Source organism: Rhodoferax ferrireducens (genome assembly GCF_031458075.1).
Taxonomy (GTDB): domain Bacteria; phylum Pseudomonadota; class Gammaproteobacteria; order Burkholderiales; family Burkholderiaceae_C; genus Rhodoferax_B; species Rhodoferax_B ferrireducens_A.
Genome location: NZ_JAVDXT010000001.1, coordinates 937,478 through 952,410, shown reverse-complemented (window position 1 = coordinate 952,410; position 14,933 = coordinate 937,478). Strand labels below are relative to the sequence as shown.

Below are 14,933 nucleotides of genomic sequence, written 5' to 3'. Positions count from 1 at the left end.
CCTAGGGCGTCAGGCCGCGTGGCCGGCTTTAAGGCGGCGCTCGAGCCAGGCCAGCAGCAGGTCGACGGTCACCGCCAGTGCGCAGGCTGTGAGCGCACCGGCCCAGATCTTGGCCGGGTGGTCGCTGGCAATGCCGTTGAAGATCAGCGTGCCCAGCCCGCCGGCATTGACATAGGCGGCCACCACCGTCACGCTGATCACCGTCACCGCCGATACCCGCAGGCCGGCCACGATCAGTGGCAAGGCCAGTGGCAGCTCGATCTGGCGCAGGATCTGGCGCGGCGCCATGCCCATGCCGCGCGCCGCATCTATCACTTCGGCAGGCACTTCGCGGATGCCGGTGGCCACGCTGCGGATCAAAATCATCAGCGAAAAAGCCACCATGGTGATGATGGCGTTGCTGCGGCCCAGCCCCACCAGCGGAATCAGAAAGGCCAGAAAAGCCAGGGTCGGTATGGTGTACAAAACCCCCGACACCGTCATCACCGCGCCGTACAGCCGGGCACGCCGGGCCGCCAGCACGCCGATGGCCAGCGACAAGGCAAAGGCGATCACCAGAGCGGTGAAAGAGATCGCAATATGCTCCCACAGGGCATACAGCACATCCGGCCAGTTACGCAGAAACCAGGTCATGGCAATGTCACGCGGCCTTTGCTAGAGATAGGTTGAACAGGTTGAAGTGGCCCGCGGCCACCGCCTGGTAGACGCTGTCGATGTCCGGGCCCAGCGGCCGGTCTTCGTCCAGCACGGGCACGATGGCCCGCAGCCGGGTATAGGCCGCCAGCGCGCCCTCGCCCATCTCGGCCGTGGCCGTGCCGCGCAGGTCTACCGCCTGGGCCGCGACCAGCAGCTCGGTGGCGATCAGGTAGTGCACACGCTGCAGCAGCTCACCCAGCTTGTCTACCACAGTCCAGGCCATGCATGCATGGTCTTCCAGACCCTCGGAGATGGGGATGAAGTCCAGTGAAGCCGGGTTGGCACGCAGGCGGATCTCGGACCACAGCGCAGTCAGCGTCTTCTGCACCGCGGCAAAGCCGGAATGCGCAGGCCCATGCCGCGTCAACTGCAATGGCAGGTCAGTCAGCGCAGGCGACATGAAGCGCAGGCAGCGTGCCACCGCCATGCTGGAAGTTTGCGCCAGCGCCAGCGCGCAGGCATCGACCGACAGCGCCAGGGCCGGCAAATGGAAGTTGCCGTTGGACAGCATCAGGCCTTCGTCGGCCAGCACCAGCGGGCTGTCGGCCGCACTGTTCAATTCGATTTCGACCTGGGCCCGGGCCGATTGCACCATGCCCAGCGCCGCACCATGCACCTGGGCCACGACCCGCATGGACACCGGGTCTTGCACCCGGCGCGCCGCCCCCGGCAGCCACAGCACGCTGCCCTGCAGCAAGCTGCGCAACTGGCTCGCCACCTCGATCTGCCCGGTGGCTGGCCGGGCCGCTACCGCCGCGGCGTGCAGCGGCGACAGATTGGCCCGAAAACCCTCGAAGCCCAGCGCAATCGCCGCCAGCCAGCTGTGCAGCGCCGCACTCACATCGTGCAGCACCAGGGCTGCGCGCGCCGTGGTGGCAGCGTTGGCACTGATCAGCGCCAGGCCGTCCTTGGCGCCCAGCACCACGGGCTGCAGGCCGGCGCGCTGCAAGGCTATCGCGCCCGGCAGCACATCGCCCTGCCATTCGGCCTGGCCCTCGCCAAACAAGGGCAAGGCCAGGTGCGACAACTGGGGCAAATCGGCCACGCTGATGGACCCCATGCGGGGTACCTGCGGATGGACCTGGTGGTTCAGCAAGGCGATGCAAGCATCCAGCACCGCCGGCGAAATGCCCGAGCCGCCCCGCGCCAGGCCGGCAATCCGGGCGAACTGCATGGCGCGCACGGTCGCCGTGTCCCAGGCCGGCCCCACGCCCACTGCGCGCGCCCGCACGGCCCGGCGCTGGTAGGCTTCCAGGTCGCCATCGGCCAGCACCGCGCCAGTGTTCGCCCCCAGGGCCGAGTTCAGGCCGTAGACCGGCTGGCCCGATGCCGCCAGGCGCTCGACCACCTGGCGCGCAGCCACCACCCGGCCCCGCGCCCCCGGGGCCAGTGCCACCGGCTCGCGCTCGCGGGCTACCCGTACCAGCTCATCGATACCCAGCCACTGTTCGCCAACCTCGCATGCCATGGCCGACTTACTTGACCAGGCCCTTGGCCTTCAGGAAGTCGTGGGCCACGTCCTTGGGTTCGAGCTTCTCGCCGTCCACCTGGTAGTTCATCTGGGCCATGCTGGTTTCGTCCAGCAGCGCGCTCACGCGGTTCAACACTTCGCCGACCTTGGGGTTGGCGTCCAGCGCTTCGCGGCGGATCACCGGCACCACAAAATACGGCGGCCACAGACTCTTGTCGTCGCGCAGGCGCTTGAGCTTCATGGCGCTGATCAGGCCGTCGGTGGAGTAGCCGTTGACGACCTGGATCTGGTCGTTCTTCAGCGCCTGGTAGCGCAGGCCGATGGCCATTTGCAGGTCTTCGCCGAACACCATGTCGTACTTGGCTTTCAGGCCGGGCAGGCCGTCCTTGCGGTCACGGAACTCGGGGCCGGCGCCGATCTTCAGCTCCTTGGCCACCTTGGTCAGGTCGGAAAGGGTTTCCAGCTTGTACTTTTGCGCGGTTTCAGGCCGCACCACCATCACATAGCCATTGTTCAGGTTCGACTGGTTCAGCAGCACAAAACCCATCTTGGCGTAGGCCTCCTTGACCTTGTCGTACACCGCCTTGGGGTTGGTCATGGGCTCGGCCTTCAGCACGGCCAACAGCATGGTGCCGGTGTACTCGGGGTAGAAATCGATCTGCTTCTCCTCCATGGCTTTTTGCGCAATCAGCGTGCCGCCCAGGTTGAGTTTCTTCTCGGTCTTGATGCCCGCGGCTTCCAGGGCCTGGGCATAGATTTCCGCCAGCACAAACTGTTCGGTGAAGTTCTTCGACCCCACGCGCAGCGCCTGCTGGGCCTGGGACGCGAGCGGCAGCACGGCGGCCAGCGCCCATGCAGAGACAGCCAAAAGTTTCTTCAATCGCATGGTGAACTCCAGAAAAAGGTGAGAACAGAAAAAAAGCGAATACTACCGACACATCCAGCCGTGCCGGCCACGTCTTAAGTTAAAAAATCAACTTGTATATACAACATTGCGATAAGCACGCATGCAGAGTTCATGCCAAATTCGGCCCCGCAGTGCCAAAACACCCGGTAGCCGCTACAGCCTAGCGGAAACGCAGGCGCTGGCCCAGGCCCATGCGCTGGGCTTTCTCCAGCATGAAGGCGCCCAATGCAATGTCCGACAAAGAAAGGCCGCGGTGCCAGAACAGATTGGTCTCTGCGTCGCTTGCGCGGCCCGGCTTCAGGCCGGCGACGATCTGGCCGAGTTCGGCATGCAGAGTCTGCTCCGACAACTTGCCTGCGTCCACGTGGGCGCGCAGCGCGCCCAGCGGTCCGGCCTTGGCCTGGCCCCAGTCGTCCATCACCATCTTGTCCATGATGTCGGTCAGCGACAGCTCGACCGCGCTCATGGTGCCATAGGGAATCACGCAAGCGCCCTTCTTGATCCACTCGGTCTTCAGCAGGGGCTCGGGCTTCTCCAGCCGCGAGGCCTCGACCACGATGTCGGCGCCGCGCACGCAGGACTCCCAGTCGGTGGTCACGGTGATCTTCTTGCCCAGGTCTTTTTCCAGCTTGGCCGCAAACGCGTTGCGGCTCTCGGGCCGGCGCGAATGCACGCGGATCTCGTCGAAGTCGTAGATCGAATCCAGCAGCCGCACATTCCAGTACGAGGTGCCACGCGCACCGATATGGCCCAGGATCTTCGAGTTCTTGCGCGCCAGGTGCTTGGCGCCCAGGGCAGTGATGGCGCCGGTGCGCATATCGGTCAGGTCCGACGCGTCGATGATGGCGATGGGCGAGCCGTTCTTCGGGTTGAACAGGTTCAGCACCGCCAGCTCGGACGGCAGGCCGATCTCATAGTTACGGTAGAAGTCGCCCACCACCTTCACCCCGGCCAGGCCCATGGGGCGGATGTAGCCGCGCAGCACATTGAAATGGCCCGGGTAGTCCTTCTCGGGTACCAGGTGCATGCGCGGCTCGATGGTGGTCTGCTGGTTGCCCTGGGCATGCAGAGCCTGCTCCACGGCGGCCAGGATTTCAGCATCCGTCAGGGCCAGGGCCTGCACATCGGGATGGTTCAGATAAGTCAGGTAAATTTCGGCGGTGCTATCGGACATGGGGAGGGGCTTTCCAGATCGGGCGGTGGGGTGCTGGGCCGTAGACGGACGGGCCGCGCAAATCATAGCTGTATAGACAACCAGAATCAACGCCGCTGGCCGGGCATGGGGGTCAGTGCCATGAAACGCGGCCAAAACAGCGCACCGTGGGGCACGCACTGGTGGCAAATCCCCTCTGCCCGGCCTGAACGGCGCAGTGGTTGCAGCGGCATCGGATGTGCGCACGACGTGAAGCTGATGACGCCGCGCTTGACCATTTGATTTCGGTCGCTATCAACTCGCGAGGAATCCACCGTCAGCCGACAAAATATGGCCGACGATGTAGGAGGAGGCATCGGAAGCAAGCCAGATGACGGCCTCGGCCACCTCGTGAGGCTGCCCCATTCGGCGCAGGGGAAGGCCCGCTGCCACGCTCGCCATGTCGGCAATACCCGAAGCCAGCATCATGTCCGTCAACACCCGACCTGGCGCGACTGCGTTGATGCGAATACCCCGCGGGGCGTTTTCCATGGCGGCCGACCGCACCAGCGAAATCACAGCCGCTTTGGAGGCGGAATATAGACTGAGGCCGGGATTGGGGTTTCGAATACCGCTCACGGACGCATTCACCACAATCCGTCCGCCACCCTCTTGGAGCATCGCATCGATTTGGTGCTTCAGACACAAGAAGACCGAACCGACGTTCGAATCAAACACAGTCTTGTATGTTTCCATGCGCTGCGCCTCCAGGGGGGCTCGCCGTTCCTGTACCCCGGCGTTATTGAACGCCACGGTCAGACGACCAAACTCACCAACCGCAGTCTGCACCGCCCGTGCGACGTCTTCTTCTCGTGTTACGTCGGTCTGGACGTAGCGGGCTTTAGCTCCTAGCGAACGGCACTCGGCCGCAACCGCTTCGCCGTCTGTAACACGGCGACCAGCGATGACAATCCCGTCGGCGCCTTCGGCCGCCATCCGCAACGCAGTTGCCCTGCCTATCCCACTGCCACCGCCCGTGATAAGCGCCACATGGCCCGTCATTCGCCGCTCAAGAATGGCACATTCAGCGGCCGAAGTGCCACCTATTTCGGAGCCCATGTGCATAGATGTCCTTTGAAAATAAGTTGCATAATACAACTTATGAGCAAAAAAAGGACATCCGTCGCGTCGTCTGACGGCGTACTGGTTGACGCAATACGCGCCGCTTCGCGGCAGATGGTGCGCGAACTCGGTTTTCTGCAAACAACACTGGCGGCTACCGACTATCCGCCGTCGGCAGTGCACACGCTGATAGAAATTGGGGCCCGCCAGTCGATGACCGCCAGCGAAGTGACGGAATTCCTGGGTCTTGAAAAGTCCAGTGTCAGCCGCATGCTGCGCAAGCTCATCACTGCAGGGGAGCTTATGGAGTCGACGAGCGCGGCAGATGCCCGGATAAAGCACCTCAAGTTGACCCGCAAGGGCCAGAAGAGCCGCGCTGCGATCGAGGCATTCGGCCGTCACCAGGTCTCGTCGGCACTTGCCCATCTGACACCACCCGAGCAGGAGGCAGTGCGCATGGGCCTTACGATCTATGCCGGCGCCCTCGCGGGACGGCGAGAGAGGCATATGCCCGCAGCCGCGAAGCTACAGATTGCCCAGAGCTAGCCTCTCAGTCCAAGTGCACGCAGGCCCGCATCGACCTGCCTCAAGGCGTCCCGCTGCCACTGCTCCAGACTGCGGTCAGCGAGTACATTCGATTCTTCGAGCAAGCGGTGCGCACATGCTGGTCCGTCCCCCAGCGCGGTTCGGATTTTCCGGCAGTGGAGCCGTCACCTGCCGCACCGTGGATAAAAATTAAATTCTTTCAACACCAAGTTAGGAAAACAATGCGTCTTGCCACCTGGAACGTCAACTCCCTCACCGTACGCCTGCCCCAGGTACTGGACTGGCTGGCCGCCAACCCGGTCGATGTGCTGGTGCTGCAGGAAACCAAGATGACCGACGACAAGTTTCCGCACGCGGCTTTTGCCGCCGCCGGTTACCAGGCGCAGTGGTTCGGCCAGAAGACCTATAACGGCGTGGCCTTGCTCAGCAAGACCGAAGCCACCGATGTGGTGAAGAACATCCCCGGCTTCAGCGACGAGCTGGCCCGCGTGATCACCGGCACGGTGAACGGTGTGCGCGTCATCGGCGCCTACTTCCCCAACGGCCAGGCGCCCGGCACCGAGAAGTTTGAGTACAAGATGTACTGGCTGAAAGCCCTGCGCGACTGGATCAAGGCCGAGATGCTGCTGTACCCACAGCTGGTGCTGATGGGCGACTACAACATCACCTTCGACGACCTGGACGTGTGGGACCCGGTGCTGTTGAAAGACACCATCCACTGCACCGACGAAGAGCGCTACCACCTGCAGGCCCTGGTGGGGCTGGGCCTGACCGACACGCACCGCATGTTCCCCCAGCCGGACAAATGCTATTCGTGGTGGGACTACCGCGACTTCGGTTTCCGCCGCAACCGCGGCCTGCGCATCGACCACGTGCTGGTCAGCCCCGCGCTGAAACCGCGGGTGACGGCCTGCGTGATCGACACGCTGCCGCGCAAGAACGAGCGGCCCAGCGACCACGCGCCGGTCGTCATCACCCTTAGCTCACTATAGTTTTAATAGCTGGTTGCGCAGGTAGTACCTGCGCCAGCAGCCTATTTTTTATAAATTTCAGCCATGAGCACACCGCAGGCCCTTCAGGGCGTCAAAGTCATAGAGATGGGCCAGCTGATCGCCGGGCCGTTCGCTGCCAAGACACTCGGCGACTTTGGCGCCGATGTCATCAAGATCGAACCCCCCGGTAGTGGCGACCCGCTGCGCAACTGGCGCATGGTGCAGAACGGCACCTCGGTCTGGTGGCAGGTGCAGTCGCGCAACAAGCGCTCCATCGCGCTGAACCTGCGCAGCGCCGACGGCCAGGACATTGCCCGCAAACTGATCGCCGAAGCCGATGTGCTGGTGGAGAACTTTCGCCCGGGCACGCTGGAAGCCTGGGGCCTGGGTTGGGATGCATTGCATGCGCTAAATCCTGGCCTGGTGATGCTGCGCATCAGCGGCTACGGCCAGACCGGCCCGTACCGCGATCGGCCGGGCTTTGGCGTGGTCGGCGAGGCCATGGGCGGGCTGCGCCACCTGACCGGCGAACCGGGCCGGGTGCCGGTGCGGGTCGGCGTATCCATCGGCGACACGCTCGCGGCGCTGCATGGCTGCATCGGCGTGCTGGCCGCGCTACACCACCGCAAGGCCAACGGCGGCCTGGGCCAGGTGGTCGACGTGGCGCTGCACGAAGCGGTGTTCAATGTGATGGAAAGCCTGATCCCCGAGTACAGCGCGTTTGGCGCGGTGCGCGAGCCGGCCGGCAGCGCCCTGCCCGGCATCACGCCCAGCAATGCGTACAACTGCACCGACGGCTGCGTGCTGGTCGCCGGCAATGGCGACAGCATCTTCAAGCGGCTGATGCTGGCCATAGACCGTCCCGATCTGGCCCACGCGCCGGACCTGGCGGTGAACGCCGGGCGCAACCAGCGCGCCGCCGAGCTGGACGCCGCCATCGGCAGCTGGACGGCCCGCCATACGGTCGAGGAAGTCATCACCACCTTGCTGGCCGCCGACGTGCCGGTGGGCCGGGTCTACACCGCCAAGGACATTGCCGAAGACCCACACTACCGCGCGCGCGACATGCTGCTGCAGCAGACCACGCGCGACGGCGACACGCTGGAAGTGCCGGGTATCGTGCCCAAGCTGTCGGCCACGCCCGGCGCGATCCGCAGCGCGGCGCCGCATCTGGGCGGCGATACCGACGCGGTGCTGCGCGGCATGGGCTTGTCGGATGCGCAGATCGCCACGCTGCGCGCGCAGGGCGTGGTGGCCTGAGCTACAGCGCCACGTCGCAAGCAGAAAACGCTGGCGCAAAAAAAACGGAGGCTGAATGGCTTCAGCCTCCGTTCTTCAGCCAAGCCGTGGGTTTATTTGGCGGCGGAAGCAGCGGGAGTCGCTGGCGTAGCAGGAGTCGCTGGAACAGCGGCAGTCTTTTCCTCTTTCTTGGCGGCGGGCTTCTTCGCCACATGCTTTTTCACCGGCTTCTTGGCGTGCGATGCAGCATCTGCGGGTGCAGCGGCCGCAGGCGCGGCGGCGTCTTTGGTGGCAGCAGGTGCCTGGGCAAACGAAGCTGCAGCCAGGGTAGAAATCAGGGCAGCGGCGAAAAGAGACTTGATCGTGGTCATGGCAAATAATCCTTGTTAGCAACAGTCGCAGTGGGCTCCGACTTCGTCGAGCAAGTCCGATACATATTCAGACCTGTACCCACAACGCCGGCTGGAATTGCGCGTTGACCATCTATACATTTCTTTATACAAATGCAGCCCAACAGGCCTGCAGCGCAGTACTTTCTTGCGCAGCCTGCTATCAAAACAATAACAAGCCATACTATGCTGCGTAGCGACGTGACGGCCTAGGCGGCCTTCACCTCGTCCACAGAAGCCGGCTGCGCACTGCCCAGCACAAAGGCTTCAAACGCGGCCACCGGCACCGGCCGACTGAACAGATAGCCCTGGTAGACATGGCAGTGGCAGCGCGCCAGAAAGTCCTTTTGCGCTTCGGTTTCCACGCCTTCGGCCAGCACCTCGAGACCCAGGTTGTGCGCCAGCCCGACGACGGTGCGCACGATGGCTGCATCGCTGGGGTCGACGAGCACATCGCGCACAAACGACTGGTCGATCTTCAGCTCGTCCAGCGGCAGCCGCTTGAGGTAGGACAGCGACGAATAGCCGGTGCCGAAGTCGTCCAATGCAAAGCGGATGCCGTGTGCGCCCAGGGCCGCCATCTTCTCCACCATGTCGTCGAGGTTGTCGGCCAGCATGCTCTCGGTCAGCTCCAGCTTGAGCCGCCGCGGGTTGGCGCCGCTGCTGTGCAGCAGGGCCAGCACGCCGCTGGCGAAGTCCGGGTCGCGGAACTGCCGGGCGCTGACGTTCACCGCCAGCACCAGCCGCCCCAGCACCGGGTCCTGGGCCCAGGCCACCAGCTGGGCACAGGCGGTCTGCAGCACCCAGCGGCCCAGGGGCAGGATGTGGCCGGTTTCCTCGGCCAGCGGGATGAAGTGCACCGGCGGCACCATGCCGCGCGTGGGGTGCGGCCAGCGCAGCAAGGCCTCGGCGCCGGTGACCCGGCCTTGCGCATCCACCTGCGGCTGGTAGTACAGCAGGAACTGGCCGAGCGCCAGGCCTTGGCGCAGGTCGGCTTCCAGCGCGGCGCGCGCATTCACCACGGCCTGCATCGCCGGGTCGAAGAAGCGCAGGCCATCGCGCCCCTCGGCCTTGGCCTGGTACATGGCCATGTCGGCCTGCTTGAGCAGCTCCTCGGCCGGCGTGCCCTGGCCGCTGTACATGGCGATGCCCACGCTGGCCGTGCTGTTGTAGTCCAGGTTGCCCAAGCGGTACAGCTGGTGCAGCTGGGCCACGATCTTCTCGCTGACGGATTTCACGTGTGCGGCCGCATGGGCCGCTGCGGCGTCCAGGTCTTCCAGCACCACCAGGAACTCGTCGCCGCCCAGGCGGGCCACGGTATCACGGTCGCGCACGCAGGTCTGCAGCCGCTGTGCCACCTGCTGCAGCAGCAGATCGCCTTTTTCGTGGCCCTGGGTGTCGTTCAGGGTTTTGAAGTGGTCCAGGTCGACGAACAGCAGTGCCCCGGTGCGCTTGTTGCGCTCGCTGGCGGCCAGCGCGCGCTGCAGCCGGTCCATCAACAGGCGCCGGTTCGGCAGATGGGTCAGCGGGTCGAAGAAGGCCAGCTGGCGAATCTGCTCCTCGGCGGCCTTGCGCTGGGTAATGTCAACCAGGGTGGCGATGTAGTGGCTGACCCCGCCCGCCTCGTCATGCACCGCGTTGATGGTGACCCACTGTGGAAACTCCTCGCCATTCTTGCGCCGGCTCCAGATCTCGCCCGCCCATTGGCCCTGGCTGCGCAAGGCCTGCTGCAGTAGCTGGAAGCTGGTGGCGGTGTCCGGCCCGGCCTGCAGCAGCGCTAGCGTTTGCCCCACGGCCTCGGCATCGGTATAGCCCATGCTCTGGGTGAAGGCCCGGTTGGCGCGCAGTATGACCTGCTGCGGGTCGGTCACCAGCATGCCTTCGCGGGATTCAAACGCGGTGGCGGCAATGCGCAACTCGGCCTCGGCGCGCACCCGGGCCGACAGGTCGATGTCGATGCAAAACATCTCCGCCGGCCGGCCGCGCGCCTGCACATAGGCATGGCTGGAGAACACCGGCACCCGGCTGCCGTCCTTGTGCAGCAGCAACAGCTCGCCGGCCGGAATCGCCTGGCGGGTGCGGAACATCTGCTCCATCGCCTCGCGCACGCCTTCGCGCATTTCCTGTGGAATGATCAGGTCGCGCAGATTGCGGCCCAGGGCCTCCTCGGCGCTGAAGCCGTACAGCTGCTCGGAGGCCTTGTTCCAGTAGCGGGTGGTGCCGTCGGGTGCATAGGCCTGGACCGATACCGCCGGAATGTCCTGCAGCAGGCTGCGAAAGCGCGCCTCGGACTCGCGCAGCGCCAGGTCGATGGCGTCGCGCCGCTGGCCTTCTTGCAGCACGCTGCCCAGCAGCAAGGTGGCCGGCGTAAAGATCAGCAGCAGGGACAAGGCCATGGGCGTCCACTGGGCGGCGGGAATCGGCTCGGGCAGCAAGGCCAGGCAGGCCAGGTGGATCCACTGCAGCAGCATGCCGAAAGCCAGCAGCGGCAGCGCGCCCAGGGTGGCCCAGCCCCGCGCCACCGCGGCCCGGTACAGCAGGCCCAGCGTGGTGCAGGCCGCCACCAGTACCAGGCCCGCCAGCATGTCGGCATGGCCCAGCCACAGGCTGTAGCCGCCGGCCAGCAGCGCCGCAATGCCGGCCACCAGCAGGCCGCCAAACAGGCCGGCGATGCCCAGCACCACCGAACGCCCGTCCAGGGCCACGCCGGGCATGTCGATAAACGGGTCCATCATGCCCAGAATGCAGACGCCGCCGAACAGCAGACCACTGGCCCACTGGCCGGCCCGCCGGTGCTCGGTCCACAAGCGCAGATGCAGGCATTGCAATACGCCCAGCACGAGCATCCAAGCCACGTCCTGGGCCAGGTGAAGCACCATGGCGGACCCTCCCCGTGCGCCCCTGGCAGCGGCCGTACGGCCGGGCTACAGAGGTCAAGCTAAGGCGCAGCACCGGCAGGCCAGCGCGGCTGGCTCAGCATGTCGGGCGCCTTTGTTACAACTCGGGATGACTTTAGTACGCTTTGCGCGCGCCAGGCAAGAGAATTTTCGCGCCGCAGCCTGGGCGCGAAATCATCAAAAACAGTAGCACCCTGCGCTTATGGAATAAGCGCAGGGTGCTTATTTCATTCCAAACCCAGTTCCTGGATCTTGCGGGTGATGGTGTTGCGGCCTATGCCCAGCTTCTGCGCGGCCTCGATGCGCCGGCCACGGGTGTTGTGCAAGGCGGTCAGGATCAGCTTGGACTCGAAACGGCGCGACAAGATGTCCCACACGTCATGCCGGTCGTGGGCCAGCAGCTCCAGCGCCTCGGCCTCCAGGCCCAGCTCCCAGCCGCTGCTGGCAGCCAGCGGCGCCGGGCCGGCCACCGGTGCTTCCAGGCTGGGGATCTTCAGCATCGGTTCGTCTTCGGTGTCCAGCGTGGCCTCGGTCAGCGGCAGCGGCACGCCAACGATGCGGGTCGCCGTGGTGTGGCCCAGGCTGGCCGGCGGCACGGCCACGCCCACGATCTCGGGCGGCAAGTCCTTGGGCTCGATCACCTGGGCCGGCGCCATCACGGTCAGCCAGTGGCACAGGTTTTCCAGCTGGCGCACATTGCCAGGGAAGGAGAACAGCGCAATCTGCGCCAGCGCCGCATCGGAGATGCGCTTGGGCTCGACGCCCAGCTGCTTGGCGCTTTGCTGCAGGAAGTGCCGGGTCAGCATGGGCACGTCTTCGACGCGCTCGCGCAGCGCGGGCAGGCGCAGGCGGATCACATTCAGGCGGTGGAACAAATCCTCGCGGAACACGCCGTCGCGCACGCGCTGCTCCAGGTCCTGGTGGGTGGCGGCGATAACCCGCACCTGGGCCTTGACGGCATTGTGGCCGCCGACACGGTAGAAGTGGCCATCGCTCAGCACCCGCAGCAAGCGGGTCTGCAGGTCGAACGGCATGTCGCCGATTTCATCCAGGAACAGCGTGCCGCCATCGGCCTGCTCGAAGCGGCCGCGGCGCATGGTCTGCGCGCCCGTGAAGGCGCCGCGCTCATGGCCGAACAGTTCGCTTTCCAGCAAGTCCTTCGGGATAGCCGCGGTGTTGATGGCCACGAACGGGCCGTTGGCGCGCGGCGAATGCTTGTGCAGCGCGCGGGCCACCAGTTCCTTGCCGGAGCCGGATTCGCCGGTGATCATCACCGTCACATTGCTCTGGCTGAGCCGGCCGATGGCGCGGAACACGTCCTGCATGGCCGGGGCCTGGCCCAGCATTTCGGGGGCCGCGGCCATGCGCTCTTCGGCGACTTCTTCGCGCTGGCTTTCTTCGACCGCACGGCGGATCAGCTCGACCGCCTTGGGCAGGTCAAACGGCTTGGGCAGGTATTCGAAGGCGCCGCCCTGGAAGGCCGACACCGCGCTGTCCAGGTCGGAGAAGGCGGTCATGATGATCACCGGCAGGCCGGGATGCAGCTCCTTGACCTTCTCCAGCAGATCGAGGCCGGAGCCGCCAGGCATGCGGATGTCGCTGACCAGGATTTGCGGGCCGTCTTCGTCGGTGGCCTGTTCGAGTGCCAGCAGCACGTCGCGCGGGTTGGTGAAGCTGCGGGTCGGCAGGTCTTCTCTGAGCAGCGCTTTTTCCAGCACAAAGCGGATGGATTGGTCGTCGTCTACTATCCAGATCGGCTTCATGTCGGGGGTCACCTCGGGTCAGGCTGCCTTGGCTTTTTCAAGGCAGCGGTATCAATAATTTAAAGTCCGTGCGGCCCGGAACACTGTCGCATTCGATCAAGCCATGGTGTTGCTGGACAAAGGTTTGCGCCAATGTCAGCCCCAGCCCGGACCCGCCTTCCCTGCCCGACACCAGCGGGTAAAAAATACGGTCCTTGATCGACTCCGGTACACCCGGGCCGTTGTCGATGACATGCAATTCCAATGCCAATCGGTAGCGCTGCTTACCAAAGGTAACTTGGCGCGCAATCCGCGACAGAAAAGTGATCTGCGCATCGCCATCGGCAATCCGTTCGCTGAGGGCCTGGGTGGCGTTGTGGGCCACGTTCAGCACCGCCTGGATCAGCTGTTCGCGGTCGCCGCGGAACTCAGGAATCGACACGTCGTACTCGCGTTCGATCTTCAGCCCACGCGGAAATTCGGCCAGGATCAGGGAGCGCACGCGCTCGCAAATTTCGTGGATGTTCACGTCGCCGACCACGTGCGGGCGCCGGTGCGGTGCCAGCAGCCGATCGACCAGGCTTTGCAGACGATCGGCCTCGTGGATGATGACCTGGGTGTATTCGATGAGTTCGCGCGACTCGATCTCCATCTCCAGCAACTGGGCTGCGCCGCGGATGCCGCCCAACGGGTTCTTGATCTCATGGGCCAGATTCCGGATCAGCTCCTTGTTGGCCTGGGCCTGGTCGATCAGGCGTTCCTCGCGGTCCTGCTTAGCCTGCTGTTCCTGCGGCAGCAGCTCGATGATGACCTCGCCCTGCCGTTCGGTCTGGGCCAGGATCACATGCACCGGCACCGGGTCGTGGTTCAGGCGCTTGAGCCAGGCGTCGTAGCGCAAGGCCGCAAACTCGTTGCTGCCCGCCCCTTCCAGCGCGTTCTGCAGAATCAGCGGCTCGGTAAAGCAGTCGGGGAAATGCGAGCCTTCGATGGTGCGGCGCGAGGTGCCCAAGGCGTCTTCCAGCGCCGCATTGGCAAACAGCACCGCGCCATCGCTGCGCAGCACGGCCACCAGGGTGGCCAACAAATCAAACGCCTGGAAGCGCGCGATATAGGGGTTGGGAGGGTTGTGCGGCATAGTCGATGCGGAACCTGTACGGCGTAGGGATCAGGGGGTGGCGCGCGCCGGGGGCAAGCGGGCCAGTTCGCGCTTGAGGCCGGCGATATCGCTGTCGTTGCGGGCAATGCTGGCTTTCAGCTCGGCCACGCGGTCCAGGTACTTCTGGTAGTTGCGGGCTTCGCCGCCCTGCTTCTCCGGCTCGCCGCCGTTGTACTCTTTCAGCAGCTCGGCTTGCCGGGTTTCGGCTTTCTTCAGCTCCGACTCCAGGATCATGCGGGCATCCGAGTCGCGCGCGCGCTGCTCTACGCCATCGCTGCGCGGCGGCGCCGGCGCGCGCACCGGGGCCGGGCTGGCGCCATTGGGACGGGCCCCCTGGATCACGCTGACATTGCCGCCTTCGACCAGCTTGCAGCCGCGGGCCTTGGCCTCCTTGGCGTCCTTCACGGCATTCGTGTACTCGTTGCCGCAGCGGTACACCGCCGCGTCCTGCGCAAAAACAGACACTGCGGCAATTCCCAAAATCAGACCAGAAAGATATTTCATGCGTATCGGATAGGCCCTACAGGGCTTGAACAAATGGAATGAACACAACGGTACTCCGTTTCCACAGCATCTCATGGCCATAACGCAAAAAGGACGGCTTGCGCCGTCCTTGTGAGAGCTCTGGTACAGCAGTAAGTGCA

At 64.8% G+C, this 14,933-nt stretch carries 13 protein-coding genes; 3 read left to right on the top strand and 10 right to left on the bottom strand.

Translation table 11 applies throughout. The features are described from left to right. Positions 1-9: 9 nt before the first annotated feature. The 5 genes from J2X19_RS04480 to J2X19_RS04460 form a co-directional block, all read right to left on the bottom strand. Positions 10-633: an ABC transporter permease gene (locus J2X19_RS04480; RefSeq protein ID WP_310371021.1), complete on the bottom strand. Its 624-nt coding sequence runs from the start codon at positions 631-633 to the stop codon at positions 10-12. Between the two features lie 7 nt (positions 634-640). Beyond that, entirely contained in the window at positions 641-2,164 is a 1,524-nt protein-coding gene (locus J2X19_RS04475; protein WP_310371019.1) for an HAL/PAL/TAL family ammonia-lyase, read from the bottom strand. Positions 2,165-2,171: 7 nt separating this feature from the next. Continuing rightward, positions 2,172-3,053 carry a glycine betaine ABC transporter substrate-binding protein gene (locus tag J2X19_RS04470; protein WP_310371017.1) on the bottom strand — a complete coding sequence of 294 codons (882 nt, stop codon included), beginning with the start codon at positions 3,051-3,053 and terminating at the stop codon, positions 2,172-2,174. A 181-nt stretch (positions 3,054-3,234) separates the two neighbouring features. Further along, positions 3,235-4,248, bottom strand: a complete 1,014-nt coding sequence (locus J2X19_RS04465) for an ornithine cyclodeaminase family protein (RefSeq protein WP_310371015.1) — start codon at positions 4,246-4,248, stop codon at positions 3,235-3,237. A gap of 273 nt (positions 4,249-4,521) precedes the next feature. After that, positions 4,522-5,331 (bottom strand): SDR family NAD(P)-dependent oxidoreductase, encoded by an 810-nt coding sequence (locus J2X19_RS04460; RefSeq protein WP_310371013.1) that lies wholly within the window; start codon positions 5,329-5,331, stop codon positions 4,522-4,524. Positions 5,332-5,367: 36 nt separating this feature from the next. Between J2X19_RS04460 and J2X19_RS04455 the strand changes: the two genes are divergently transcribed. The 3 genes from J2X19_RS04455 to J2X19_RS04445 all read left to right on the top strand — a co-directional run bounded on the left by J2X19_RS04455 (position 5,368) and on the right by J2X19_RS04445 (position 8,126). After that, positions 5,368-5,874: a MarR family winged helix-turn-helix transcriptional regulator gene (locus tag J2X19_RS04455; RefSeq protein WP_310371012.1), complete on the top strand. Its 507-nt coding sequence runs from the start codon at positions 5,368-5,370 to the stop codon at positions 5,872-5,874. 221 nt (positions 5,875-6,095) lie between these two features. Beyond that, the gene (gene xth, locus J2X19_RS04450) at positions 6,096-6,866 is read left to right on the top strand and encodes an exodeoxyribonuclease III (RefSeq protein WP_310371010.1); all 771 of its coding nucleotides are present in this window, start codon (positions 6,096-6,098) and stop codon (positions 6,864-6,866) included. 63 nt (positions 6,867-6,929) lie between these two features. Then, positions 6,930-8,126, top strand: a complete 1,197-nt coding sequence (locus J2X19_RS04445; protein WP_310371007.1) for a CaiB/BaiF CoA transferase family protein — start codon at positions 6,930-6,932, stop codon at positions 8,124-8,126. A 92-nt stretch (positions 8,127-8,218) separates the two neighbouring features. Here J2X19_RS04445 and J2X19_RS04440 read toward each other — a convergent pair whose 3' ends face one another. From J2X19_RS04440 to J2X19_RS04420, 5 genes are all read right to left on the bottom strand, one after another. Further along, complete coding sequence (locus tag J2X19_RS04440) at positions 8,219-8,476, bottom strand: hypothetical protein (RefSeq protein WP_310371005.1); 258 nt, start codon at positions 8,474-8,476, stop codon at positions 8,219-8,221. Between the two features lie 227 nt (positions 8,477-8,703). Then, positions 8,704-11,373, bottom strand: coding sequence for an EAL domain-containing protein (locus tag J2X19_RS04435; RefSeq protein ID WP_310371003.1), 2,670 nt, complete (start codon positions 11,371-11,373; stop codon positions 8,704-8,706). Between the two features lie 245 nt (positions 11,374-11,618). Beyond that, complete coding sequence (ntrC, locus tag J2X19_RS04430; protein WP_310371001.1) at positions 11,619-13,154, bottom strand: nitrogen regulation protein NR(I); 1,536 nt, start codon at positions 13,152-13,154, stop codon at positions 11,619-11,621. 37 nt (positions 13,155-13,191) lie between these two features. Continuing rightward, entirely contained in the window at positions 13,192-14,268 is a 1,077-nt protein-coding gene (glnL, locus tag J2X19_RS04425; protein WP_116604589.1) for a nitrogen regulation protein NR(II), read from the bottom strand. Between the two features lie 30 nt (positions 14,269-14,298). Continuing rightward, positions 14,299-14,793, bottom strand: a complete 495-nt coding sequence (locus tag J2X19_RS04420; RefSeq protein ID WP_310370998.1) for a hypothetical protein — start codon at positions 14,791-14,793, stop codon at positions 14,299-14,301. Positions 14,794-14,933: the final 140 nt, after the last annotated feature.

What these genes read in the sequence shown, in the direction of transcription:
- J2X19_RS04480 (WP_310371021.1), bottom strand. Translation starts at nt 633, where the DNA reads ATGACCTGGTTTCTGCGTAACTGGCCGGATGTGCTGTATGCCCTGTGG.
- J2X19_RS04475 (WP_310371019.1), bottom strand. Translation starts at nt 2,164, where the DNA reads ATGGCATGCGAGGTTGGCGAACAGTGGCTGGGTATCGATGAGCTGGTA.
- J2X19_RS04470 (WP_310371017.1), bottom strand. Translation starts at nt 3,053, where the DNA reads ATGCGATTGAAGAAACTTTTGGCTGTCTCTGCATGGGCGCTGGCCGCC.
- J2X19_RS04465 (WP_310371015.1), bottom strand. Translation starts at nt 4,248, where the DNA reads ATGTCCGATAGCACCGCCGAAATTTACCTGACTTATCTGAACCATCCC.
- J2X19_RS04460 (WP_310371013.1), bottom strand. Translation starts at nt 5,331, where the DNA reads ATGCACATGGGCTCCGAAATAGGTGGCACTTCGGCCGCTGAATGTGCC.
- J2X19_RS04455 (WP_310371012.1), top strand. Translation starts at nt 5,368, where the DNA reads ATGAGCAAAAAAAGGACATCCGTCGCGTCGTCTGACGGCGTACTGGTT.
- xth (WP_310371010.1), top strand. Translation starts at nt 6,096, where the DNA reads ATGCGTCTTGCCACCTGGAACGTCAACTCCCTCACCGTACGCCTGCCC.
- J2X19_RS04445 (WP_310371007.1), top strand. Translation starts at nt 6,930, where the DNA reads ATGAGCACACCGCAGGCCCTTCAGGGCGTCAAAGTCATAGAGATGGGC.
- J2X19_RS04440 (WP_310371005.1), bottom strand. Translation starts at nt 8,476, where the DNA reads ATGACCACGATCAAGTCTCTTTTCGCCGCTGCCCTGATTTCTACCCTG.
- J2X19_RS04435 (WP_310371003.1), bottom strand. Translation starts at nt 11,373, where the DNA reads ATGGTGCTTCACCTGGCCCAGGACGTGGCTTGGATGCTCGTGCTGGGC.
- ntrC (WP_310371001.1), bottom strand. Translation starts at nt 13,154, where the DNA reads ATGAAGCCGATCTGGATAGTAGACGACGACCAATCCATCCGCTTTGTG.
- glnL (WP_116604589.1), bottom strand. Translation starts at nt 14,268, where the DNA reads ATGCCGCACAACCCTCCCAACCCCTATATCGCGCGCTTCCAGGCGTTT.
- J2X19_RS04420 (WP_310370998.1), bottom strand. Translation starts at nt 14,793, where the DNA reads ATGAAATATCTTTCTGGTCTGATTTTGGGAATTGCCGCAGTGTCTGTT.